Genomic DNA, 23,026 nt, shown 5'->3' on the forward strand with positions numbered 1-23,026 from the left:
GCCGGCCGGCGAGATAGGGTCCGGCAATCCGACAGCCCTCGTCGCCGTATTGGCACTCATCCGGGATCGGCCGGCGCGGTGCAAAGCTTCGCGCACGACCGCGAGAATCGAAATCGATTTCGGCGCAAAATCAAACCGCTACAGCGTCCGTTGCGCGCCCGACGGGACGTGCGGCGCGGCAGTGAATGTCTCAGTTTGATCGATGCCGGAGATTCGAACGAAATCTGCCGGGCAATAGCAATTTTGCGCCAAGACTGTCGTTATCACGCGAACTGCTTCCCTTCCAAAGTTGCACATTCCTTGGCATGTTCCCAATCCGTGCCGTTTTTGACATCACGGCCCGGATGCGGAATGGTAAAAGGCAGAAAGCCAACAATGGGAGTTCTCGATGACAATCTACAAGAGTAATGGCGACCGCGTTCCGGATCACATCCATGCGATGGCCGAGGAAGCCAGGGCGGGACGTGTCGATCGCCGCGAGTTTCTCGCTTTGGCCAGTGTCTTCGGCGCGTCCACGGCGATGGCCTATGGCATGCTCGGTCTCGCCGACCCGACGCCGGCGAGAGCGCAGGACGTGCAGGGCAAGAAGGGCGGCATACTGAAGGTCGCTATGTGGATCAAGGATCCGAAGGATCCGCGCAAGGCAGACTGGTCGGAAATCGCCAATGCCGAGCGCCAGGCGCTCGAGCCGCTGGTCAAGTACACAAATGAATACACGTTCCGCCCCTACCTGCTCGAGAGCTGGGACGTCAACGACGACGCCACCGAATACACGCTGCATGTGCGCAAGGGCGTCACCTGGAACAACGGCGATCCGTTCACCGCCGACGATGTCATCTTCAACCTCAAGCGTTGGGGCGACAAGAAAGCCGAAGGCAATTCCATGCCCGGTCGCCTCGGCTCGCTGGTCAAGGACGACAAGCTGGATGAGAGCGCCGTCACCAAGGTCAACGATCACACGATCAAGCTGACGCTCAGCACGCCGGATATCGCGCTCATCCCCAACGTGTGCGACTATCCCGGTCTCGTCGTCCACAAGACCTTCGACGAAAAGGGCGGCGATTTCAAAGCCTGCCCGATCGGCACCGGCCCATTTGAACTGGTCTCCTACGATGTCGGCCAGAAAGTCGTCTACAAGCGCCGCGAAGACAACAAGTGGTGGGACGGCGAAGTCTTTCTCGACGGCATCGAGTTCATCGATTACGGCACCGATCCGGCGGCCACGGTCAGCGCCTTCGAATCCGGAGAGGTCCATACCAACTTCGAGACGTCGGCCGACTATGTGTCGATCCTCGACGGTGTCGACCTGGTCAAGTCCGAGGTCGTCACCGCTTCGACGATCGTCTGCCGCACCAATGTGACCAACAAGCCTTACGACGATCAGAAGGTCCGCAACGCCCTGCAGCTCGCGGTCGACAACGCTGTCGTGCTCCAGCTGGGCGGTGGCAATGCCGGCACTGTCGCCGAAAACCACCATGTCTCGCCGATCCATCCGGAATATTTCGAGCTGGCGAAGATTGCCCGCGATCCGGCCAAGGCGAAGGCGCTGATGGCGGAAGCCGGCCAGGCCGATTTCGAGCACGAGCTGATCACGGTCGACGAAGACTGGCACAAGAATACCGGCGATACGATCGCCGCGCAGATGCGCGACGCCGGCATCAAGGTCAAGCGTACGGTGCTGCCGGGTTCGACCTTCTGGAACGACTGGACCAAATACCCGCTGTCGATGACCAACTGGAACATGCGGCCGCTCGGCGTCCAGGTTCTGGCGATCGGCTATCGCACCGGTGAAGCCTGGAACGAGACGGGCTGGTCGAATCCCGAGTGGGATGCCAAGCTCAACGCGGCGCTCGCCGTTGCCGACCCCGCCAAGCGCAAGGAAATGATGAAGGACATCGAGCAGATCCTGCAGGATTCCGGCATCATCATCCAGCCTTACTGGCGCAAGCTCTACAGCCATTCGGTCGCTGCCGTTAAGAACTACGGCATGCATCCGACCTTCGAGCGCGACTACGGCAAGGTCTGGCTCGACGAGGAGGCCTGATCGGATCGATCGTGGAAGGGGCGGTTCGCCCCTTCCACCCACGCCTTGCATGATCCCACAACCGAAGGTCGGCGCAGCAAGAAAGCGCGGACTCTTCGGAGAGGGCGTGCAATAAGACAGGGTTGATCGCATTCTGAGGGTCCGTTTGACAGCCAGCTCTGCCGATCGCAGCTGAACTGGCTCCAAGCCGGCCTCAACCCCAACCAGACCGGCAGGGGACCGCCATGCTTTCTTTCATCCTTCGACGCCTCGGCACCATGGCATTGACGATGCTGTGCCTGACGATGGTCGTGTTCTTCCTGATCAATCTCGATCCCAATCTGAAAAAGCTGGCAATCAGCCAGACCGAAATGCACACCTCGGCCGAGCAGCTCGAAAGCTGGCTGGTCAACCATGGCTATCGCCAGAATTTCTTCTCCCGCTATGGCCAATGGCTGGGTATCGTGCCCAAACAGCCGGTCACAGACCCGGCAACCGGCAAACCGGCGCGACGTTTTTCCTTCTGCAACGATCCTGTCGAGCCGACATTTTCCGGCGTGCTGCAGGGTGACTTCGGCTGCTCGACCAAGTTCAAGACGACGGTCGCGTCGAAGCTATTCCCGGCGCTTGGTGCTACCGGAATCCTGATGTTCTGGGTGCTTGTGGTGATGGTGCCGATCTCGCTGCTGATCGGCATCCTCGCCGGCATGCGCGAAGGCTCGCGAACCGACCGGACCTTGTCGGTCGCCTCGATTGCCTCGACGGCGACGCCCGAATATGTGTCGGGCGTCATTTTCACCGTCATCTTCGCCTCATGGCTCGGCCTGCTGAACGGTTCGGCGGCTTCGGCCAGCCGCGGCATCACCTTCTACAATTTCACGCTGCCTGTGATGACGCTGGCGATCTATGGCATCGGCTATATCGCCCGCATGACCCGCGCCTCGATGGTCGAGGTGATGACGCAGCAATATATCCGCACCGCCCGGTTGAAGGGCCTCTCCTTCGGCAGCGTCGTGGTCAAGCACGCGCTGCGCAACGCGCTGATCGCGCCATTCACCGTCATCATGCTGCAATTTCCCTGGCTGCTCACCGGCGTCGTCATTGTCGAGGTGATGTTCCGCTACCAGGGGTTTGGCTACACGCTGGTCGAGGCGGCCGGCAACAACGATATCGATCTTTTGCTCGGCTGCTCCCTGGTCTCGGTGTTCATCGTCCTGATCACGCAGCTCATTTCCGATGTCGGCTACGCGTTTCTCAATCCGCGTATCAGAGTTCAATAGGGGATCGAGCGGATGCAGCTTGAATATATCGGCGCCTTCAATGTGGTGCTTGGCGTGCTTGCGCGTTTCTGGCCGGTCTGGATCGCTCTCGTCCTGGTGATGGGGGCGAGCTTCGCCTACAAGAAGAGGCTTGGCCTCTACGGTCAGCTCTTCGACAGCAGCGTCGGCATCGTCGGCGTCGGCATCTGCCTGTTCTGGCTGTTCACGGCGATCTTCGCGTCGACCGTCTCGCCCTTCAATCCGCTTGTCCAGATCCCGATCATGAAGGACGCGCTACCGGGCGCGGTCGAGCCGCAATCGGGACTTGTCTACCTGTTCGGCGGCGACAAGCTTGCCCGCGACGTGTTCAGCCGCATGGTCTACGGCAGCCAGATCGTGCTGATCATCGCGCCGGCGGCGACCGGGTTTGCGCTGATGGTCGGCATCACGCTCGGTCTGCCGGCCGGCTATTATGGCGGCAGGATCGATACGGTACTGTCATTCCTCGCCAATCTGGTGCTCGCCTTCCCGGTAATCCTGCTGTTCTACCTCCTGGTGACGCCGGGCATCATGGAGACACCTATCCCCTATGCGATGGCCGGCCTGTTCTTCATGTTCCCGATCATCTTCTTCAGCGTGCTGTTCTGGACGCGCTACAAGAAACGGCCCGACCGGCTTTACATCCTGCTGGGGCTGACGCTGATCGTTGGCGGCTGGGTCTATGCCGGCCTGGTCTTCGATGCCGATCCGTTCAGGATCATCCATATCGATCCCAACCAGCTCAACATCTTCGTGGCGGTGGTGTTCGCCTCCAGCCCCGGCGTGTTCCGCATCGTGCGCGGCCTGGTCATGGACATCAAAACGCGCGACTATGTGGCGGCGGCGCAGACGCGCGGTGAATCGCCCTGGTACATCATGCTGTGGGAGATACTTCCCAATGCGCGCGGGCCGCTGATCGTCGATGCCTGCCTGCGTATCGGCTACACCACGATCCTGCTCGGCACGCTCGGCTATTTCGGCCTGGGGCTGGCGCCCGAGAGCCCGGACTGGGGCACCGCGATCAAGGATGCCAGCCGGCTGCTGCGCTCCTTCATCCATCCGGCGCTGCCGCCGACGATCGCGCTGATGTCGTTCGTGCTGGGCCTTAATCTGTTGGCCGACTCGCTGCGTGAGCAATCGATGAAAGATTGATGGACGGGTTCTCGACCCGATATGCTGAAAGAACCAGGATTGGAGCGACCCATGAATGAGGCAGTTCGAAATCCCGCCAAGCCGACCAATGGGCCGACCAATGGGCCGATCATCGAGATCGAGAACCTGTCGATCTCCTTCTTCACCCGCAAGGGCGAGATACCGGCCGTCATGGATTTTTCGTGCACGGTCATGCCTGGCGAAGCGATGGGCATCGTCGGCGAATCCGGCTGCGGCAAGTCGACCGTGTCGCTCGGCATCATGCGCGATCTCTCCAACATCGGAAAGATCGTCGGCGGCCGGATAAAGTTCCAGGGCAAGGACATGGGCGAGCTGTCCGACGAGGAACTGCGCGCCATCCGCGGCAACAAGATCGCGATGATCTACCAGGAGCCGATGGCCAGCCTGAACCCGGCGATGAAGGTCGGCCAGCAACTGATGGAAGTGCCGCTGATCCACGACAAGGTGTCGAAGGAAGAGGCTTATCAACGCGCGCTGGAAATGGTGCGCTCGGTCAGGCTGCCCGATCCGGAGCGCATGATGCGCTCGTTTCCGCACCAGCTTTCCGGCGGCCAGCAACAGCGCATCGTCATCGCCATGGCGCTGCTGTCGAAGCCGGCGCTGCTCTTGCTCGACGAGCCGACGACGGCGCTCGACGTGACGGTCGAAGCCGGCATCGTCGACCTGGTCAAGGGGCTCGGCGAGAAGTTCGGCACCTCGATGATCTTCGTGTCGCACAATCTCGGCCTGATCCTGGAAACCTGCGACCGCATCACGGTGATGTATTCGGGCGAAGCGGTGGAGACCGGCAAGATCAAGGACGTCTTCGATCGGATGCGCCATCCCTACACGCAAGGCCTGTTCCGCTCGATCCCGCTGCCCGGCGCCGACAAGAATTCGCGGCCTCTGATCTCCATCCCGGGGCAATTGCCGCTGCCGCACGAGCGGCCGAAGGGCTGCAATTTCGGCCCCCGCTGCCACCATTTCGTCGAGGGCGTCTGCAACGCCGCCGAAATCCCGATGATCGCGGTCGACGGCCATGAAGGCCATTTTTCGCGCTGCGTGCGCTTCAACGAGATCGACTGGGAAGCGCTGCCGCCCGGCGCCAAGAAGGTCAACGAGCGCGTCGAGCCCGGCGCGCCGGTGCTCAAGATCGAGGATCTCAAAAAGTACTACAAGGTCGGCGGCAGCGAGGTGTTCGGCTCGAGCGAGGGCCGCGTCGTCAAGGCCAATGAGACGATCTCGTTCATGGCGCGCGAATCCGAGACCGTCGCCATCGTCGGCGAGTCCGGCTGCGGAAAGTCGACGCTGGCCAAGGTGCTGCTCGGGCTGGAGACGGCAAGCTCCGGCAGCGTGACGCTCGGCAACCAGCAGATCCAGTCGATCGGGGTCGAGAACCGCAGCGTCGAGACGGTGTCGTCGATCCAGATGGTGTTCCAGAATCCGTTCGACACGCTCAATCCCAGCCATACGGTCGGCTCGCAGATCATCCGCACTCTGGAAAAGTTCAATGTCGGCAACACCGTTGCCGACCGCCGCAAGCGCATGCTGGAGCTGCTCGACCTGGTGAAGCTGCCGCGGGCGTTCGAGACCCGCAAGCCGCGCCAGCTTTCAGGCGGCCAGAAGCAGCGCATCGGCGTGGCGCGGGCTTTTGCCGGCGATGCCAAGGTGGTGGTGGCCGACGAGCCGGTCTCGGCGCTCGACGTGTCGGTGCAGGCGGCGGTGACCGAGCTGTTGATGGACATCCAGCGCAAGAACAAGACGACGATGCTGTTCATCAGCCACGACCTGTCGGTGGTGCGCTACATCGCCGACCGCGTCGTCGTCATGTATCTCGGCTATATCGTCGAGCAGGGCACGACCGACCAGATCTTTTCGCCGCCCTATCATCCCTATACCGAGGCGCTGCTGTCGGCGATCCCGATCGCCGACACCAGCGTGATCAAGAAGCACATTGTGCTGGAGGGCGACATCCCGTCGGCGATGAACCCGCCAACCGGCTGCCCGTTCCAGACCCGCTGCGGCTACAAGAAGCTGGTGCCGGACAACCTTTGCGAGACGCAGGTGCCGCCGGTCAAGCATCTCGGCGACGGTCATATGAGCCTGTGCTGGCTTGCCGACGACGTGCTGGCGAAAATGGAGCCGGTGATCAAGTTCGACAAGGAGCATGCCGCGAATGAAGGCGTGCCCGACGACGCGCCGCAGGGCATCGGTCCGGGCTTTGCCGGCGCTCCGCCGCAGCGTCCGCACGGCAAGAGGCCGAAGCTCACGGACGATTAGATCCGTGGCGCCATCAAGGCGCGCATTGGCGTAGCTGCGCGGCGTAGTCCCGAGCCATCTGCTCGGTGGCCCGCGCATAGCGCTGCACGCCGGCATCGCCGCGGTTGCCGCGGCCATAGGCCGTCCAGCCGAGATAATAGGCCAGATAGAGATTGTAGGTGTCGTTGCGGGCGACGCCGAGCGTGTCTGATGTCTTGGAATGATACCAGCCGACGAAATCGACGGCATCGGCGAAGCTGGTGCGGCGCGCCGCCCAACTGCCGGTCTCGCTCTGATATTGCGCCCAGGTGCCGTCGAGCGCCTGCGAGAAGCCGGTGGCGCTGGAGGCACGTTTCCAGGGAATGAAGCCGAGCAGCTTCTTGCGCGGCGGCCTGGCGTTGCTTTTGAAGCCGGATTCCTTGCGCACCGTCGCCATCAGCACGGGAACCGGCACGCCGTGCTTCTGTTCGGCGCGTTCGGCCGCCGCCTGCCAGTTGTCGAACCAGCCGTCATTCTGGTCGAAGACAGCGCAGACATTGTTGATATGGCTCGGCGGCGTCGCGCAGGCCGACAGCGCCAGCAGCACGGTAACGGCTACAATTTTACGAAAACTCGACCGACCCATCGCAAGAGGATTAGGCCGAAAACATAAAAGGAATCTTGCAGCGTTCCTTAACGGCTGATCGGCCGCTTTGGCCGCGACACAGCGAGGATAGATATTCCGACGTTTTCCGTCGCTTTTGTCGGCACGAAAATCCCAAAATGCCGCCTTGGCTAAAATCGCGCCCGCAGGTGGCGGATTTCTGACAGCCCGATCGTCGTGCCGGCGCTTTGATGCGCCGCATGACCGAACCGAGACGCAAGCGCGGCGCCGAGCGAACCAGCAACAGGGGACCGGCCGCCATCCCGCAACTGCCGTTGCGCCGCGTGACAAATCCCTATCCGCCGATGGCGATGCTCTCGGCCGACCAGATCGAGGCGATCCACCAGGCGTCGATGCACATTCTGGAGAATTTCGGCATCGAGGTGATGAGCCCGCGGGCGCTTTCGCTGTTCGAGAAGGCCGGCGCCAAGGTCGATCATGCGTCGATGACTGTCCGCATCGACCGCGGCATGGTCGACGAGGCACTGAAGATGACGCGGTCCAGCTATACGCTGGCGCCGCGCAACCCGGCCCACACAGTCCATCTCGGCGGCAACACCATCAATTTTACGCTCGTCGCCGGACCGCCGAACGTGCATGACATGGAACGCGGCCGGCGCGCCGGCAATTTGCGCGACTATTGCGATCTCACCCGGCTGGCGCAGCATTTCAACTGCATCCACATGCTCGGCAATCAGGTCTGCGCACCGGTGGAACTGCCGGCCAATTCACGCCACCTCGATACCTATTTCGCCAATCTGACGCTGACCGACAAGAGTTTTCACGTCTCGGCGATCGGCCGCGGCAGGGCGCTGGACGGCATCGAAATGATGGCGATTTCGCGGGGCTTGAGCCTCGACCAGATGCGCGACGATCCCGGCGTCACCACCATCATCTCGGTCAACTCGCCGCGCCGCTTCGACGAGATGATGGCCGAAGGGCTGATGACCATGGCCGAGTTCGGCCAGTCGGTTGCGGTGACGCCGTTCACGCTGATGGGGGCGATGAGCCCGGTGACGCTTGCCGGCGCGCTGGCGCAACAGAACGCCGAGGCGCTGTTCGGCGTGGTCTTGACGCAGCTTGTCCGCCCTGGCGCCCCGGTCATGTATGGCGCCTTCACCTCCAATGTCGACATGAAGTCCGGTGCGCCGGCCTTTGGCACGCCAGAGAACACCAAGGCCAACATCGCCTCCGGGCAATTGGCGCGGCGCTATGGACTGCCCTACCGGACGACGCCGGGCTCGGCCTCCAACGCCGCCGACGCGCAAGGCGCCTACGAGACGCTGATGGCGCTGTGGGGCGCGGTGCTCGGCCACGGCAATCTCGTCTACCACGCAGCCGGCTGGCAGGAGGGCGGGCTGACTGCATCGTTCGAAAAGTTCATCATCGACGTCGAGATGATCCAGCACATGATGGAGTTTTTGCGCCCGATCGAAGTCAACGAGGCGGAACTCGCCGTCGAGGCGCTGGGTGCGGTGCCGACCGGTGGCCATTTCTTCGGCGAGCCGCACACGCTGGAGCGCTATGCAACCGCCTTCTACCAGCCGATGCTCTCGAATTGGCAGAACTACGAGGCCTGGCAGGAGGCCGGCGGGCTAGACGCCACGGCGCGGGCGACGCGGCTGTGGAAGAAAGCGCTGGAGGATCATGTCGATCCGGCGATGGATATTGCCGTGCGCGAGGCGCTGGAGGCGTATGTGGCCAGGCGCAAGGAAGCGATCGGGCAGGGCGAGCCGTGAAAGCTGGTGATCCGTCCAACACCCCTCATCCGTCTTGGCGCTTCGCGCCAATCCACCTTCTCCCACAAGGGGAGAAGGGAGAGCGCCCGACCTTCTCCCCATGTGGGAGAAGGTGGCCGAGCGAAGCTCGGTCGGATGAGGGGTGTTGGACGGATCGCGACGTCATTCCGGTTTCCTCCCGCCCCGATTCATCTCACCCCTCCAACTCCCTGAAATAACGAGAAAAACTCATGAAATCGCATGCGAAGGTCGTGGTCATTGGCGGAGGCGTTGTCGGCTGTTCGGTGCTGTTCCATCTCGCCCGTCACGGCTGGACCGACATTGTGCTTCTGGAGCGCGACGAGCTGACTTCCGGCTCGACCTGGCACGCGGCCGGCGGCATGCACACGATCAATGGCGATCCCAACGTCGCCAAGTTGCAGAAATACACGATCTCGCTCTACAAGGAGATCGAGGAGCTGTCCGGCCAGGCGACCGGCGTGCATCTGACCGGTGGCGTGCTTTTGGCGGCGACCGAGGCGCGGCTCGACTGGCTGCGCGGCGTTGTCGCCAAGGGCCGCTATCTCGGCATCGACCTCGAGGAGATCTCGCCTGATGAGGCGGCCGAGTTGATGCCGCTGCTCGACCCGAAACAGTTCGTCGGCGCGGTGCGCAACAAGGAGGACGGTCATCTCGACCCGTCCGGCGTCACCCACGCCTATGCCAAGGCTGCCAGAAAACTTGGCGCCGAGGTCGAGCGCTTCACCAAGGTCGAGGATATCGTGCGCCGCGCCGACGGGTTGTGGCGGATCATCACCAACAAGGGCGAGGTGGTGGCCGAGCATGTCGTCAACGCCGCCGGCCTGTGGGCGCGCGAGGTCGGCCGCATGGTGGGCCTCGAACTGCCGGTGCTGGCCATGGAGCACATGTACCTGATCACCGAGGACATGCCGGAGGTCGCCGCCTGGAACCAGAAGACCGGCACGGAGATCATCCACGCGGTCGATTTCGACGGCGAGCTCTATCTGCGCCAGGAGCGCGGCGGCATGCTGATGGGCACCTATGAGAAGGCCAACAAGCCATGGTCCGAGCTCCAGACACCGTGGAATTTCGGCCACGAGCTTCTCGAGCCCGACATCGACCGTATCGCGCCGTCATTGGAAGTCGGGTTTCGGCATTTCCCGGCCTTCCAGAACACCGGCATCAAGCAGATCATCAACGGCCCCTTCACCTTCGCGCCCGACGGCAACCCGTTGGTCGGGCCGGTGCGCGGCCTGCCTGGCTTCTGGGTCGCCTGCGGCGTCATGGCCGGCTTTTCGCAGGGCGGCGGTGTTGGCCTGGCGCTGTCGAACTGGATGATCGAGGGCGATCCCGGCGCCGACATCTGGGCGATGGACGTCTCTCGCTACGGCGACTGGGCAACGATGGCCTACACCAACGCCAAGGTGCGCGAGAATTATTCGCGGCGTTTTTCCATCCGCTTCCCCAATGAGGAATTGCCTGCCGGGCGGCCGCTCAAGACCACGCCGGTCTACGACCTCTTGTCGGCGAAGGGCGCGCAGTGGGGCGTGGCCTATGGGCTGGAAGTGCCGCTGTGGTATGCGCCCGAAGGCGTCAGGGACGAGTTCTCGTGGCGGCGCTCGAGCGATTTCGAGCATGTCGCAAAAGAGGTGAGGACGGTGCGGACAAGTGTCGGCCTGTCGGAAATCTCGTCCTTCGCCAAATACAGGGTGACGGGCGCGGGCGCGGCGGCCTGGCTCGACCGCCTGCTTGCCTGCAAGCTGCCAAAGCCCGGCCGCATGACGCTGGCGCCGATGCTGAAGCAAGACGGCAGGCTGATCGGCGACTTTTCGCTGGCCAATCTCGGCAGCGGCAATTCCAGCGGGGAGGGCTGGTTCCTCGCCGGTTCCGGCATTGCCGAGCAGTATCACATGCGCTGGTTCGAGGCGCATCTGCCGCAAGACAGCTCGGTCCATATCGAGGCGCTGGGGGCGAGACTGACGGGCCTGTCGATTGCCGGTCCGAGGGCGCGGGACGTGCTGGCAAAAGTCACGCGGGCGGATGTGTCGAATGCGGCGTTCCCGTTCATGGCGACGGCCAGGATGGATATCGGCATGGCGCCGTGCCTGGTCGGCCGCGTCAGCTACACCGGCGACCTCGGCTACGAGATCTGGGTGGCGCCGGAATATCAGCGTGCCGCGTACCAGACCCTGATGGCGGCCGGCGAAGACTTCGGCATCGGCCTGTTCGGCGCGCGCGCGCTCAACGCGCTGCGGCTGGAGAAGAATTACGGCTCGTGGGCGCGCGAATACCGGCCGATCTACGGACCGCTGGAGGCGGGGCTCGACCGTTTCGTCGCCTACGGGAAAGAAACCGATTTCATCGGCAAGCAGGCGGCACTGGCCGAGCGCCAGCAAGGCGGCAAGCTGCGGCTGCGCGCCTTTGTCGTCGATGCGGCCGACGCCGACGTCATCGGTGACGAGCCGATCTGGTTCGACGGCGCGGTGCGCGGCTGGGTCACGTCAGGCGGCTACGCACATCATTCGAAGACGTCAGTGGCGATGGGCTATGTGCTGAAGGAGATCGCCGACGAGGCCGATGGTTTCGAGGTCGAGCTCTTGGGCAAGCGCTACACCGCACGGGTGCAGCCGACGCCGCTGTTCGACGCGAATCTCGAGCGGATGCGAGGGTGATGGCGCCGCTAGGTGGAGGCTATCCAAAATGCGCGGGGTCGGCGGGACAGCGCCCCCCTCTGTCCTGCCGGACAGAGGGGGGCGCGAAGGATCGCCCACTTCGACAAGCATGACGCCAAATAGCGTGACGCCTGACCCAGCTACCGCACCGGTGCCGTCAGCGCGAAATGAGCACCCTGTGGGTCCGTGCACATCACGATCCAGCCGCCGCCGGGAACCTCCATCGGTCCCATCAGGATCGTGCCGCCATTATCGGTGACACGCTTGGCCGCCGCGTCGATTGCGGGGACATTGAAATAGAACTGCCAGACCGGCACCGGAACCTGCTCGGGCTTGTTCATCATGCCGCCGACAGGTTCGCCGCCGGCGGCAAACAGCTGGTAGGTGCCCATCGGCCCCATATCCATGGCGTCGCCCTTGGTCCAGCCGAATTGCCCGGCATAGAAATCGAACGCCGCGCGCCAGTCGGTCGTATAGAGTTCATGCCAGCCGATATTGCCGGGAGTAGTAGCCGGCAACGGCGGCTGGTCAGGGCCGTCAGGCTGCAGGAAGTTGAACACCGCGCCTTGCGGATCGGCGACGACGGCAAAGCGGCCGACGCCCGGAATGTCATCGGGTTCGCGGTGAACCGCACCGCCGGCCCCCTTCAGCGATTTCGTCGAAGCATCGACATCCCCGGTATGGATGTAACCGACCCAGGCTGGCGGCATGCCCGTCTTGCGCACTTCGTCCGGCTGCGTCATCAGCCCGGCAACGCCGCGCTCGCCGACATTCATCACGACATAGCGCGGCATGCCGGGCGCGCCGTCGAAGGGCTGCGCCTTCCAGCCCACCACGTCGGTGTAGAACGCTTCGGCGGCGTCGAGATCGGTGGTCATCAGCTCGTACCAGAAGAAGGACGTCGGGGAGTTTGGCATTGTCGTGCTCCTTGGGTTTCCAGTCATCGATCATGCGTGATCCATCTAGGACGATCTTCGCGACGGAATTCCGACAGCCAAGGCCAATATAGAAAACATGAGTATTGATATCATGTTTTGTCATGGCTTTTCAGCGGCTTGCGTCGAAAATTGACCAATTGATAAAAAAACAAAACGTGCTAGCCTTCCGCAAAACAACAAGGAATGGGGAAGCGGAATGGCGACTGGTCATTTCAAGCAGGGCATTGCCGGCGGGCGGCTTTCGCCCGAGCAATATGCCGATAATTTTTCCGACCTGCATCCGCCGCTCGATCATCATGAGGCGCTGGTCGAGTCCGATCGCTGCTATTTCTGCTACGATGCGCCGTGCATGAACGCATGCCCGACCTCGATCGACATCCCGCTGTTCATCCGCCAGATCTCGACCGGCAATCCGATCGGCTCGGCCAGGACGATTTTCGACCAGAACATTTTGGGCGGCATGTGCGCCCGCGTCTGCCCGACCGAGACGCTGTGCGAAGAGGTCTGCGTGCGCGAAGTGGCTGAAGGCAAGCCGGTGCAGATCGGCCGCCTGCAGCGTTATGCCACCGATGTCGCGATGGCTGAGAACAAGCAGTTTTACCCGCGCGCCGCTCCGACCGGCAAGACGATCGCCGTGGTCGGCGCTGGACCGGCCGGGCTTGCCGCCGCCCATCGGCTTGCCCGCCATGGACATGAGGTCACCATCCTCGAGGCGCGCCCGAAAGCCGGCGGTCTCAATGAATACGGCATCGCCGCTTACAAGAGCATCGACAATTTTGCCCAGGCCGAGGTCGACTATGTCATTTCGATCGGCGGCATCGACATCCAGAACGGCAAGGCGCTTGGCCGCGATTACCAGCTGTCGGACCTGACCAGGAATTACGATGCAGTGTTCCTCGGCATGGGGCTTGGCGGCGTCAACGCGCTGCGCGCCGACGGCGAGGACGCGCAAGGCGTCACCAATGCGGTGGAGTTCATTGCCGAGCTTCGCCAGGCCAGCGATCTTGCCAGCCTGCCGGTCGGCCGGCGCGTCGTCGTCATCGGCGGCGGCATGACGGCGATTGACGCGGCGGTGCAATCAAAGCTGCTCGGCGCCGAAGAGGTGACGATCTGCTACCGGCGCGGCCAGGAGCACATGAACGCCTCGGAATTCGAGCAGGACCTGGCCGCAGCCAACGGCGTCATCATCCGTCACTGGCTGCAGCCGAAGCGGGTCATTGCCGAAGGCGGCAAGGTCTCGGGCATCGAGCTTGAATATACGGCGATGGATGGCGAGAAACTCGTCGGCACCGGCGAGCGGCTGACGCTCACCGCCGACCAGGTGTTCAAGGCGATCGGCCAGAGCTTTGTCCCGGCTGCGCTCAACGGCAGCGGCGCCTTGCTGGCGCTGGAAGCCGGCCGCATCAAGGTCGACGCCGAAGGCCGCACCTCGCTGCCAAACGTCTGGGCCGGCGGCGACTGCATCTATGGCGGCGACGACCTCACCGTCTCGGCAGTCGCGCAGGGGCGCGACGCGGCCGAATCGATCCACCGGGCACTGACCTCGAACGGGAGGGCATGAGCATGGCAGATATCAGAAACAATTTCGTCGGCATCAAATCGCCGAATCCGTTCTGGCTGGCCTCGGCGCCGCCGACCGACAAGGCCTACAATGTCATCCGCGCCTTTAGGGCGGGCTGGGGCGGCGTTGTCTGGAAGACGCTCGGCGAAGAGGGGCCGCCGGTGGTCAATGTCAACGGCCCGCGCTATGGCGCGATCTGGGGCGCCGATCGCCGCCTGCTCGGCTTGAACAACATCGAGCTGATCACCGACCGCGACTTGCAGACCAATCTGCGCGAGATCAAGCAGGTCAAGATGGACTGGCCCGACCGCGCCATCGTCGTCTCGCTGATGGTGCCTTGCGAGGAACATGCGTGGAAGGCGATCCTGCCGGTGGTCGAGGAGACCGGGGCCGACGGCATCGAGCTCAATTTCGGCTGCCCGCACGGCATGTCGGAACGCGGCATGGGTGCCGCCGTCGGCCAGGTGCCGGAATACATCGAAATGGTGGTGCGCTGGTGCAAGGCCAACACCCGCATGCCTGTCATCACCAAGCTGACACCGAACATCACCGATATACGCAAGCCGGCGCGTGCCGCCCATGCCGGCGGCACCGACGCGGTGTCGCTGATCAACACCATCAATTCGATCACCGGCGTCAATCTCGACAGTTTCGCACCGGAGCCGACGATTGACGGCAAGGGCTCGCATGGCGGCTATTGCGGCCCGGCGGTGAAGCCGATCGCCATGAACATGGTCGCCGAGATCGCCCGCGATCCGGAAACCCACGGCCTGCCGATCTCAGGCATCGGCGGCATCACCACCTGGCGCGACGCTGCCGAATTCATGGCGCTCGGCGCCGGCAATGTGCAGGTGTGCACGGCGGCGATGACCTATGGCTTCAAGATCGTGCAGGAGATGATCGCCGGTCTCGAAAACTGGATGGACGAGAAGGGCCATGCCTCGCTCGACGATATCGTCGGCCGCGCCACGCCCAACGTCACCGACTGGCAATATCTCAACCTCAATTACGTCGCCAAGGCGCATATCGACCAGGAGGCCTGCATCAAATGCGGCCGCTGCCACATCGCCTGCGAGGACACCTCGCACCAGGCGATCACCAGCATGGTGGACGGCAAGCGGCATTTCGAGGTGATCGAGGCCGAATGCGTCGGCTGCAACCTGTGCGTCAATGTCTGTCCGGTCGAGAACTGTATCACCATGGAACCGCTGGCGGCCGGCGTCATCGACCAGCGCACCGGCAGACCGGTATCGCCGGTCTACGCCAACTGGACGACGCATCCAAACAACCCGATGGCCAAGGTGGCGGCGGAGTAAGTTTGGTCGAAGCGCCAGATCGGTTTCGTCCGGTTGAATTGTCGAGGTTGGCGCTGCCCCTCATCCACCTGCGTCCCCCTTCTCCCCGTGTAGTGACGGGGAGAAGGGGGATTGCCGCAACCTCGCCGCCCTTTTTGCACCGCCGATAATTGGCGAAAATCATCGGTGATAGCGTCTTTCTCCCCGTCACTATACGGGGAGAAATGCCCGGCAGGGCAATGAGGGGCGGCGCCATCGATCGTATAAAATCGCCGGCAGCGCAGCCATCCAGAGTGGAGACTCTTAATTTCCTATTGCGGATAAAAATTATCCACGATAAGATACATCCATGAATTTGGACTCAAAAAAATGAAGCTGGGCGAGGGCGTCGAAGCGGCCATCCACTGCGCCGCCATGCTTGCCGGAGTGGAAGGCGCCGCGACCATGCCGGGTGCTGCCATGGCGGAAGCGTTCGGCCTGTCGCAAAGCTATCTGCTCAAGCATCTCAACGCGCTGACGGCGTCGGGCATCCTGGAATCGGTGCCCGGGCCATCGGGCGGTTACCGGCTGGCGCGGCCGGCGGAGCGCATAACGCTGCTCGACATCGTGCTCGCCGTCGAAGGACGCGAACCGGCCTTCCGCTGCGGCGAAATCCGTCAGCGCGGGCCGGCCAGGCTCGATGCTTCGGCCTATGTCAAACCTTGCGGCATCAGCGTCGCGATGCTGAAGGCCGAGCGCGCCTATCGCGCCGCTCTTGCCGAGGCCCGGCTGTCCGACATCGTTGCGGAATACGTGAGCGATGCCGATCCCCGTTCAGTCGCCGCCAACTGCGCCTTTGTCGAGCGTAATCAACGACCGCAGAAATCCAGTTCAACCAAGCAAGCGTGAAGGGAAAGAGAATGAAGCAGAGGCTGCAATTCTTCGGCGCGGCGCCGGAAATCATGAAAGCGGTATCGGCGCTCAGCAAGGCGGTCGACGAGTGCGGGCTCGAGGCAAGCCTGCTGCATCTGATCAAGCTGCGGGCGTCGCAGATCAATGGCTGTTCCTATTGCGTCGAGATGCATAGCCGCGAGGCGCGTCACGACGGCGAGACCGAACAGCGGCTCTATCTCGTCTCCGCCTGGAAGGAATCGCCGCTGTTTTCCGAGCGCGAACGCGCCGCCTTCGCCTGGACCGAAATGGTGACGAAGATCGCCGACAGCGGCGTGCCGGATGATCTCTACGCTCGCACGCTCGAACACTTCTCGGAAGAGGAACTGGTCAAGCTGTCCGTCGCGATCGGCATGATCAACACCTGGAACCGGCTCTGCGTTCCCTTCCACGCCATTCATCCGGCAGCGGCAGCCAAGGCCGCCTGAGGGGGCGAAACTGGAATGCGCGGCCTTAACGCCGTGCGTCTCTTTTTGCTTTGGGATCAAGACCATGTTGTTGAATTTTGAGAATGAGATTCTGTTTGCCGCACGCCTGCTGCTTGGCGGCGCCTTTGTCTTTGCCGGCCTGCGCAACATCCAGAATGCAGGCTTCCTGACCCAGGTGATGACGACGCGAGGCGTGCCGCAGGCGCGGCTGATGCTGTGGTTGGGGATCGTCCTGCAAATCGTATCCGGAGCGCTGGTGATATCAGGTATCTGGACCGCTGCCGCGGCTCTGTGCCTGGTGCTGTTCCTGATGGTGGCCACGCCGATGTTCCACAATTTCTGGGATCATCAGGGGCCCGAGCGCGCGTCGCGCATCAACGGCTTTGTCGGCAACGTGGCGCTGACTGGAGGTTTCCTGGCGCTGGCGGCGCAGCCGCTTTGACGGTTCGGTGGCCGCCTCGCGGAGGCAGCCGCCGCAGCCTCTGGCAAACGGTCTCAACCCGTCAAACTATATTGCTGAAGCGTCAGCCCTTCGGCTTCAGCCCGTCGATGAACAATTGCTCTAAAAATCTTGCAGCGTCCTCGAAGCGGCCGTCGCCGCCGCGGTCGGGGCCGAGCACGGCGCGGACCTGAACGTCGAAATCGGCATAGTGCTGCGTCGTCGCCCAGATCGAGAAGATCAGGTGCCAGGGGTCGGTGGGCGCGATCTTGCCGGCGCGCATCCAGCCCTTGATGACGGCGGCCTTCTCGTCGACCAGCGTCTTCAGCTCGCCTTCCAGCATCGGCATGATGCGCGGCGCGCCCTGCAGGATCTCGTTGGCGAACAGGCGGCTTTCCCTGGGGAAATCGCGCGCCATTTCGAGCTTGCGCCTGATATAGCTGCGCAATTCGGTCAAGGGATCGCCGATGTCGTCGAGTTCGCGCAGCGGCGCCAGCCAGGTGTCGAGAAGCCGCTGCATCAGCGTCTCGTGGATATCCTCCTTGCGGCGGAAATAGTAGAGCAGGTTCGGCTTCGACATGCCGGCGGCTTCGGCGATCTGGTCGATGGTCGAACCGCGAAAGCCGCTGGTCGAGAACACCTCGAGCGCCGCCTCCAGGATCAGCTCGCGCTTTTCCTGCTGGATGCGGGTGCGGCGAGGGGCCGGAATTTCCATGTCGGCCGTCACCGCGGCATACCATGGCTTGGAGAGCCATCTGGACCAATTTTCTGGACCAGTTTTTCTCCGGCCTGTGGAGCGCGCCTCAGCTGCCGCATTTCCGCTAGTAATCCCTTGACCGCCGACAGGGCGGTGCTAACGTTTGTCCAATCGGTCAAAATTTGCGTAGCACGAAAACGCAGCAGAGACCAAGTGTCGGGAAGACCAAGCGTTAGCCGCACCGAAACAGGTTACAAGGGGAAGTCTTGGTCATGTCCAACCGGCTGAAAGTCACGCCGAACGATCTCAGCGCATTCTGGATGCCGTTCACGGCAAACCGGCAGTTCAAGCAGGCGCCGCGCATGATGGTGTCCGCCAAGGACATGCATTACACGACGAGCGACGGTCGCACGGTTTTAGACGGCACTGCTGGCCTGTGGTGCGTCAATGCCGGCCACTGCCGGCCGAAGATCACCGAGGCGATCCAGAGCCAGGCCGCCGAGCTCGACTATGCGCCGGCGTTCCAGATGGGTCACCCGATCGTCTTCGAATTGGCGAACCGTTTGGTCGACTTGGCGCCGCAGGGCATGGACCACGTGTTCTTCACCAATTCCGGATCGGAATCGGTCGAGACCGCGCTGAAGATGGCGATCGCCTATCACCGCGCCAGAGGCGAGGGCTCGCGCACCCGCCTGATCGGCCGCGAGCGCGGCTATCACGGCGTCAATTTCGGCGGCATCTCGGTCGGCGGCATCGTCACCAACCGCAAGATGTTCGGCACGCTGCTCGGCGGCGTCGACCACATGCCGCACACCCACCTGCCCGAGAAGAATTCGTTCACCAAGGGCGTGCCCGAGCATGGCGCGGAACTGGCCAACGAGTTGGAGCGCATCGTCGCGCTGCACGACGCCTCGACCATCGCTGCCGTCATCGTCGAGCCGGTGGCGGGTTCCACCGGCGTCATCCTGCCGCCGAAGGGCTATCTCGAGAGGCTGCGCGAGATTTGCACCAAGCACGGCATCCTTTTGATCTTCGACGAGGTCATCACCGGCTTCGGCCGTCTCGGCACGCCGTTTGCCGCCGACTATTTCGGCGTCACGCCCGACATCATGACCACCGCCAAGGGCGTCTCCAACGGCGTCATCCCGATGGGCGCGGTGTTCGTCAAGAAGGAAATCCACGACGCCTTCATGACCGGCCCCGAGCATATGATCGAGTTCTTCCACGGCTACACCTATTCGGGCAATCCGATCGCTTGTGCGGCGGCGCTCGGCACGCTCGATACCTATAAGGAAGAGGGCCTGCTGACCCGCGGCCAGGAACTGGCGCCGTATTGGGAAGACGCGCTGCATTCGCTGAAGGGCGAGCCGAACGTCATCGACATCAGGAACATCGGCCTGATCGGCGCGATCGAGCTGGCGCCCATCCCCGGCAGTCCGACCAAGCGTGCCTTCTCGGCTTTTGTGAAAGCGTTCGAGCGCGGCGCGCTGATCCGCACCACCGGCGACATCATCGCGCTGTCGCCGCCGCTGATCATCACCAAGGGCCAGATCAACGAATTGATCGACCATGTGCGAGAAGTGCTGAGGGGGGTGGATTGAGAAACGCAACGCGACTTTCCCTCCCCCTTGAGGGGAGGGTGGCCGCGAAGCGGTCGGGTGGGGTCGGTGGCGACGCGCGCCAACCTGATCTCTTGCTGCGAGGACGCTTCTGATGCCCCGTGCCCGCGTGAGCTTCGAAATGCGTCAAAAGGCGCGGGCGCTTCGAGTTCATGCAACCAAGGGCGAATGTTTGCTTTGGTATGAACTGCGCGAGCTGAAATCGGCCGGCATCAAGTTCCGCCGTCAGTGCCCAATCGGGCCTTACATCGTCGACTTCGCTTGCCTCGCGGTAAAGCTGGTCGTGGAAGTCGATGGCGATCTGCACGAGCAGGAACGAGGCAAGCGGCACGATGCTGTCCGTGATGCCTATTTGCGATCGCTCGGGTTCGATGTCTTTCGCGTTGATGAGCCTGATGTCATAAACAGTGCATGGCATGTTGCGCAGGTGGTGAAGGAGAAGGTCGCGCGCATGTTCGGCGACCCCACCCGACCGCTTCGCGGCCACCCTCCCCTCAAGGGGGAGGGGAACGCCGGCGCGCTTCGCCACAATCGATGAGGTTTTAGAAAATGGCCGCTCCGGGCGAGAATCTGCGAATCAATTCAGACCGTTTGTGGGATTCGATAATGGAGATGGCGAAGATCGGCCCCGGGGTTGCCGGCGGCAACAATCGCCAGACTTTGACCGACGCTGACGGCGAGGGGCGGCAGCTGTTCAAGCGCTGGTGCGAGGCGGCGGGACTTGAAATGGGCCTCGACGAGATGGGCACGATGTTTGCCCGCCGCGAGGGCGCCGAGCCCGATCTGCCGCCGGTGTATGTCGGCAGCCATCTCGACACCCAGCCGACCGGCGGCAAGTATGACGGCGTGCTTGGCGTGCTCGGCGGCCTGGAGATCGTGCGCTCGCTCAACGAGCTCGGCATCAGGACAAAACATCCGATCGTCGTCACCAACTGGACGAACGAGGAAGGCGCGCGCTTTGCGCCGGCGATGATGGCATCCGGCGTCTTCGCCGGCGTCCTCGATCAGGCCGACGTGTACGAACATCTCGACAAGGACGGCAAGAAATTCGGCGAGGAGCTCGAACGCATCGGCTGGAAAGGCAGCGAGAAAGTCGGTGAGCGCAAGATCCACGCCTTCTTCGAGCTGCATATCGAGCAGGGCCCGATCCTCGAGGATGAGGGCATCGACATCGGCGTCGTCACCCATGGCCAGGGATTGAAATGGCTGCAGGTGACGCTGACCGGCAAGGAGGCGCATACCGGCTCGACGCCGATGCCGAAGCGCCGCAATGCCGGGCTCGGCATGGCGCGGGTGATCGAACTGGTGCACGAGATCGCCATGGACTACCAGCCCGACGCCGTCGGCGCGGTCGGCCACATGGAAGTCTATCCGAACTCGCGCAACATCATTGCCGGCCGCACCATGTTCACCATCGACATCCGCTCGCCGGAAAAGGAGGTGCTCGACGCCATGGACGGGCACATCCGCGAAGGCATCGACACGATCTGCGAAGCGCTCGACATCCAATATCAAGTTGACCAGGTCGGCCATTTCGATCCGGTGACTTTCGATCCGGGCTGCGTCAAGGCCGTGCGGGATGCGGCCGAGCGCCTGGGTTACACGCATCGCAACATCGTCTCCGGCGCCGGCCACGACGCCTGCTGGATCAACCGCGTCGCGCCGACGGCGATGGTGATGTGCCCCTGCGTCGACGGCCTGTCGCACAACGAGGCCGAAGAGATCTCCAAGGAATGGGCAGCGGCGGGCGCCGACGTGCTGTTCCACGCGGTGGTGGAGACGGCGGAGATCGTGGGGTGAGCTAGAAACCAGGATTCCCAACGCCGCTCCCCAAGAACCGCGAAGAGAACAAAGGGAACAAGAAAATGACCAAAGTCATCAGGAACGGCACCATCGTCACCGCCGATCGTACGTGGAAAGCCGATGTGCTGATGCAGCACGGCAAGATCGTCGCCATCGGTTCGAACCTGCATGGCGACCACGAGTTCGACGCCACCGGCTGCTATGTGATGCCGGGCGGCATCGATCCGCACACCCATCTCGAAATGCCGTTCATGGGCACTTATTCGGCCGACGATTTCGAGAGCGGCACCCGCGCCGCGCTTGCCGGCGGCACCACAATGGTCGTCGATTTCTGCCTGCCGTCGCCGCAGCAGTCGCTGCTCGAGGCCTTGCAGATGTGGGACAACAAGACCTCGAAGGCGTCCTGCGACTATTCCTTCCACATGGCGATCACCTGGTGGGGCAAGCAGGTGTTCGACGAGATGGCCACCGTGGTCGACAAGGGCATCACCTCGTTCAAGCACTTCATGGCCTACAAGGGCGCGCTGATGGTCGATGACGACGAGATGTATTCGTCGTTCCAGCGCTGCGCCGATCTTGGCGCGCTGCCGCTGGTCCATGCCGAGAATGGCGACGTGGTGGCGGCGCTTTCGCAGAAGCTGCTGGCCGCCGGCAACAACGGCCCCGAAGGGCACGCCTATTCGCGGCCGCCGGAAGTGGAAGGCGAGGCGACCAACCGCGCCATCATGATCGCCGACATGGCCGGCGTGCCGCTCTATGTCGTGCATGTCTCCTGCGAGCAGGCCCACGAAGCCATTCGCCGGGCGCGCCAAAAAGGCATGCGGGTGTTCGGCGAGCCGCTGATCCAGCACCTGACGCTCGACGAGAGCGAGTATTTCAACAAGGACTGGGACCATGCGGCGCGCCGCGTCATGAGCCCGCCGTTCCGCAACAAACTGCACCAGGATTCGCTGTGGGCCGGCCTCCAGGCCGGATCACTGCAAGTGGTGGCGACCGACCATTGCGCCTTCACCACCAGCCAGAAGCGCAACGGTGTCGGCGATTTCACCAAGATCCCGAACGGCACCGGCGGGCTCGAGGACCGCTTGCCGGTGCTGTGGACCACCGGGGTCAACACCGGACGGCTGACGATGAACGAGTTTGTCGCGGTGACCTCGACCAACATCGCCAAAATCCTCAACATGTATCCGAAGAAGGGCGCCATCGTCGAAGGCGCCGACGCCGACATCGTCGTCTGGGACCCGAAGCGCACAAAGACGATTACTTCCGAGAAGCAGCAGTCGGTGATCGACTACAACGTCTTCGAAGGTGTTGAGGTGACCGGCCTGCCGCGCTTCGTCTTCTCGCGCGGCGAATTGTCGATCCAGGAGAACGAGGTCAAGGCGAAGCCAGGCCATGGCGAGTTCGTCGGCCGCGAGCCGAATGCCGCGGTCAACCGGGCGCTGTCGACCTGGAAGGAAATCTCCGCGCCGCGCAAGGTGGAACGGTCAGGTATTCCGGCGACCGGGGTGTGAGCTTGCGCAAGGACGG

At 62.9% G+C, this 23,026-nt stretch carries 18 protein-coding genes; 15 read left to right on the forward strand and 3 right to left on the reverse strand.

Going from position 1 to position 23,026, the window contains the following annotated elements; all coding sequences use genetic code 11:
- Positions 1-388 precede the first annotated feature (388 nt).
- From AC0L2V_RS11080 to AC0L2V_RS11095, 4 genes are all read left to right on the forward strand, one after another.
- Positions 389-2,044, forward strand: a complete 1,656-nt coding sequence (locus AC0L2V_RS11080; protein ID WP_473520077.1) for an ABC transporter substrate-binding protein — start codon at positions 389-391, stop codon at positions 2,042-2,044.
- Positions 2,045-2,268: 224 nt separating this feature from the next.
- Entirely contained in the window at positions 2,269-3,303 is a 1,035-nt protein-coding gene (locus tag AC0L2V_RS11085; RefSeq protein ID WP_027153847.1) for an ABC transporter permease, read from the forward strand.
- A 12-nt stretch (positions 3,304-3,315) separates the two neighbouring features.
- Positions 3,316-4,473: an ABC transporter permease gene (locus AC0L2V_RS11090; RefSeq protein ID WP_128167239.1), complete on the forward strand. Its 1,158-nt coding sequence runs from the start codon at positions 3,316-3,318 to the stop codon at positions 4,471-4,473.
- A gap of 51 nt (positions 4,474-4,524) precedes the next feature.
- The gene (locus AC0L2V_RS11095) at positions 4,525-6,753 is read left to right on the forward strand and encodes a dipeptide ABC transporter ATP-binding protein (protein WP_128174264.1); all 2,229 of its coding nucleotides are present in this window, start codon (positions 4,525-4,527) and stop codon (positions 6,751-6,753) included.
- Positions 6,754-6,766: 13 nt separating this feature from the next.
- Here AC0L2V_RS11095 and AC0L2V_RS11100 read toward each other — a convergent pair whose 3' ends face one another.
- Positions 6,767-7,357: a transglycosylase SLT domain-containing protein gene (locus AC0L2V_RS11100; protein WP_473509206.1), complete on the reverse strand. Its 591-nt coding sequence runs from the start codon at positions 7,355-7,357 to the stop codon at positions 6,767-6,769.
- Between the two features lie 218 nt (positions 7,358-7,575).
- On the opposite strand from AC0L2V_RS11100, the gene AC0L2V_RS11105 reads away from it, so the two are divergent.
- Both AC0L2V_RS11105 and AC0L2V_RS11110 read left to right on the forward strand, forming a co-directional pair.
- The gene (locus AC0L2V_RS11105; protein ID WP_473509204.1) at positions 7,576-9,114 is read left to right on the forward strand and encodes a trimethylamine methyltransferase family protein; all 1,539 of its coding nucleotides are present in this window, start codon (positions 7,576-7,578) and stop codon (positions 9,112-9,114) included.
- A 230-nt stretch (positions 9,115-9,344) separates the two neighbouring features.
- Positions 9,345-11,786: a GcvT family protein gene (locus AC0L2V_RS11110; protein WP_473509203.1), complete on the forward strand. Its 2,442-nt coding sequence runs from the start codon at positions 9,345-9,347 to the stop codon at positions 11,784-11,786.
- A gap of 140 nt (positions 11,787-11,926) precedes the next feature.
- On the opposite strand, the gene AC0L2V_RS11115 is transcribed toward AC0L2V_RS11110, so the two are convergent.
- A complete protein-coding gene (locus AC0L2V_RS11115; RefSeq protein ID WP_473509201.1) occupies positions 11,927-12,703 on the reverse strand; it encodes a VOC family protein in 777 nt (258 codons plus the stop codon).
- 217 nt (positions 12,704-12,920) lie between these two features.
- Here AC0L2V_RS11115 and AC0L2V_RS11120 point away from each other — a divergent pair, with 217 nt between their 5' ends.
- The 5 genes from AC0L2V_RS11120 (at position 12,921) to AC0L2V_RS11140 (ending at position 17,380) form a co-directional block, all read left to right on the forward strand.
- Complete coding sequence (locus AC0L2V_RS11120) at positions 12,921-14,285, forward strand: NAD(P)-dependent oxidoreductase (RefSeq protein ID WP_473520078.1); 1,365 nt, start codon at positions 12,921-12,923, stop codon at positions 14,283-14,285.
- 2 nt (positions 14,286-14,287) lie between these two features.
- Complete coding sequence (preA, locus tag AC0L2V_RS11125; protein WP_091600279.1) at positions 14,288-15,601, forward strand: NAD-dependent dihydropyrimidine dehydrogenase subunit PreA; 1,314 nt, start codon at positions 14,288-14,290, stop codon at positions 15,599-15,601.
- 348 nt (positions 15,602-15,949) lie between these two features.
- The gene (locus tag AC0L2V_RS11130; protein ID WP_473509198.1) at positions 15,950-16,468 is read left to right on the forward strand and encodes an RrF2 family transcriptional regulator; all 519 of its coding nucleotides are present in this window, start codon (positions 15,950-15,952) and stop codon (positions 16,466-16,468) included.
- 11 nt (positions 16,469-16,479) lie between these two features.
- Positions 16,480-16,938, forward strand: a complete 459-nt coding sequence (locus AC0L2V_RS11135) for a carboxymuconolactone decarboxylase family protein (RefSeq protein WP_473509197.1) — start codon at positions 16,480-16,482, stop codon at positions 16,936-16,938.
- Positions 16,939-17,002: 64 nt separating this feature from the next.
- The gene (locus AC0L2V_RS11140) at positions 17,003-17,380 is read left to right on the forward strand and encodes a DoxX family protein (RefSeq protein WP_473509195.1); all 378 of its coding nucleotides are present in this window, start codon (positions 17,003-17,005) and stop codon (positions 17,378-17,380) included.
- An 82-nt stretch (positions 17,381-17,462) separates the two neighbouring features.
- On the opposite strand, the gene AC0L2V_RS11145 is transcribed toward AC0L2V_RS11140, so the two are convergent.
- Positions 17,463-18,092: a TetR family transcriptional regulator C-terminal domain-containing protein gene (locus tag AC0L2V_RS11145; protein ID WP_287210897.1), complete on the reverse strand. Its 630-nt coding sequence runs from the start codon at positions 18,090-18,092 to the stop codon at positions 17,463-17,465.
- A gap of 254 nt (positions 18,093-18,346) precedes the next feature.
- On the opposite strand from AC0L2V_RS11145, the gene aptA reads away from it, so the two are divergent.
- The 4 genes from aptA (at position 18,347) to hydA (ending at position 23,010) form a co-directional block, all read left to right on the forward strand.
- Complete coding sequence (aptA, locus tag AC0L2V_RS11150) at positions 18,347-19,675, forward strand: omega-aminotransferase AptA (protein ID WP_473509193.1); 1,329 nt, start codon at positions 18,347-18,349, stop codon at positions 19,673-19,675.
- A 112-nt stretch (positions 19,676-19,787) separates the two neighbouring features.
- Positions 19,788-20,231, forward strand: a complete 444-nt coding sequence (locus tag AC0L2V_RS11155; RefSeq protein ID WP_473509191.1) for an endonuclease domain-containing protein — start codon at positions 19,788-19,790, stop codon at positions 20,229-20,231.
- An 11-nt stretch (positions 20,232-20,242) separates the two neighbouring features.
- The gene (locus AC0L2V_RS11160; RefSeq protein WP_473520079.1) at positions 20,243-21,493 is read left to right on the forward strand and encodes a Zn-dependent hydrolase; all 1,251 of its coding nucleotides are present in this window, start codon (positions 20,243-20,245) and stop codon (positions 21,491-21,493) included.
- A gap of 65 nt (positions 21,494-21,558) precedes the next feature.
- Positions 21,559-23,010 carry a dihydropyrimidinase gene (hydA, locus tag AC0L2V_RS11165; RefSeq protein ID WP_473520080.1) on the forward strand — a complete coding sequence of 484 codons (1,452 nt, stop codon included), beginning with the start codon at positions 21,559-21,561 and terminating at the stop codon, positions 23,008-23,010.
- Positions 23,011-23,026 lie beyond the last annotated feature (16 nt).

This window comes from Mesorhizobium sp. WSM4814, from assembly GCF_055811595.1.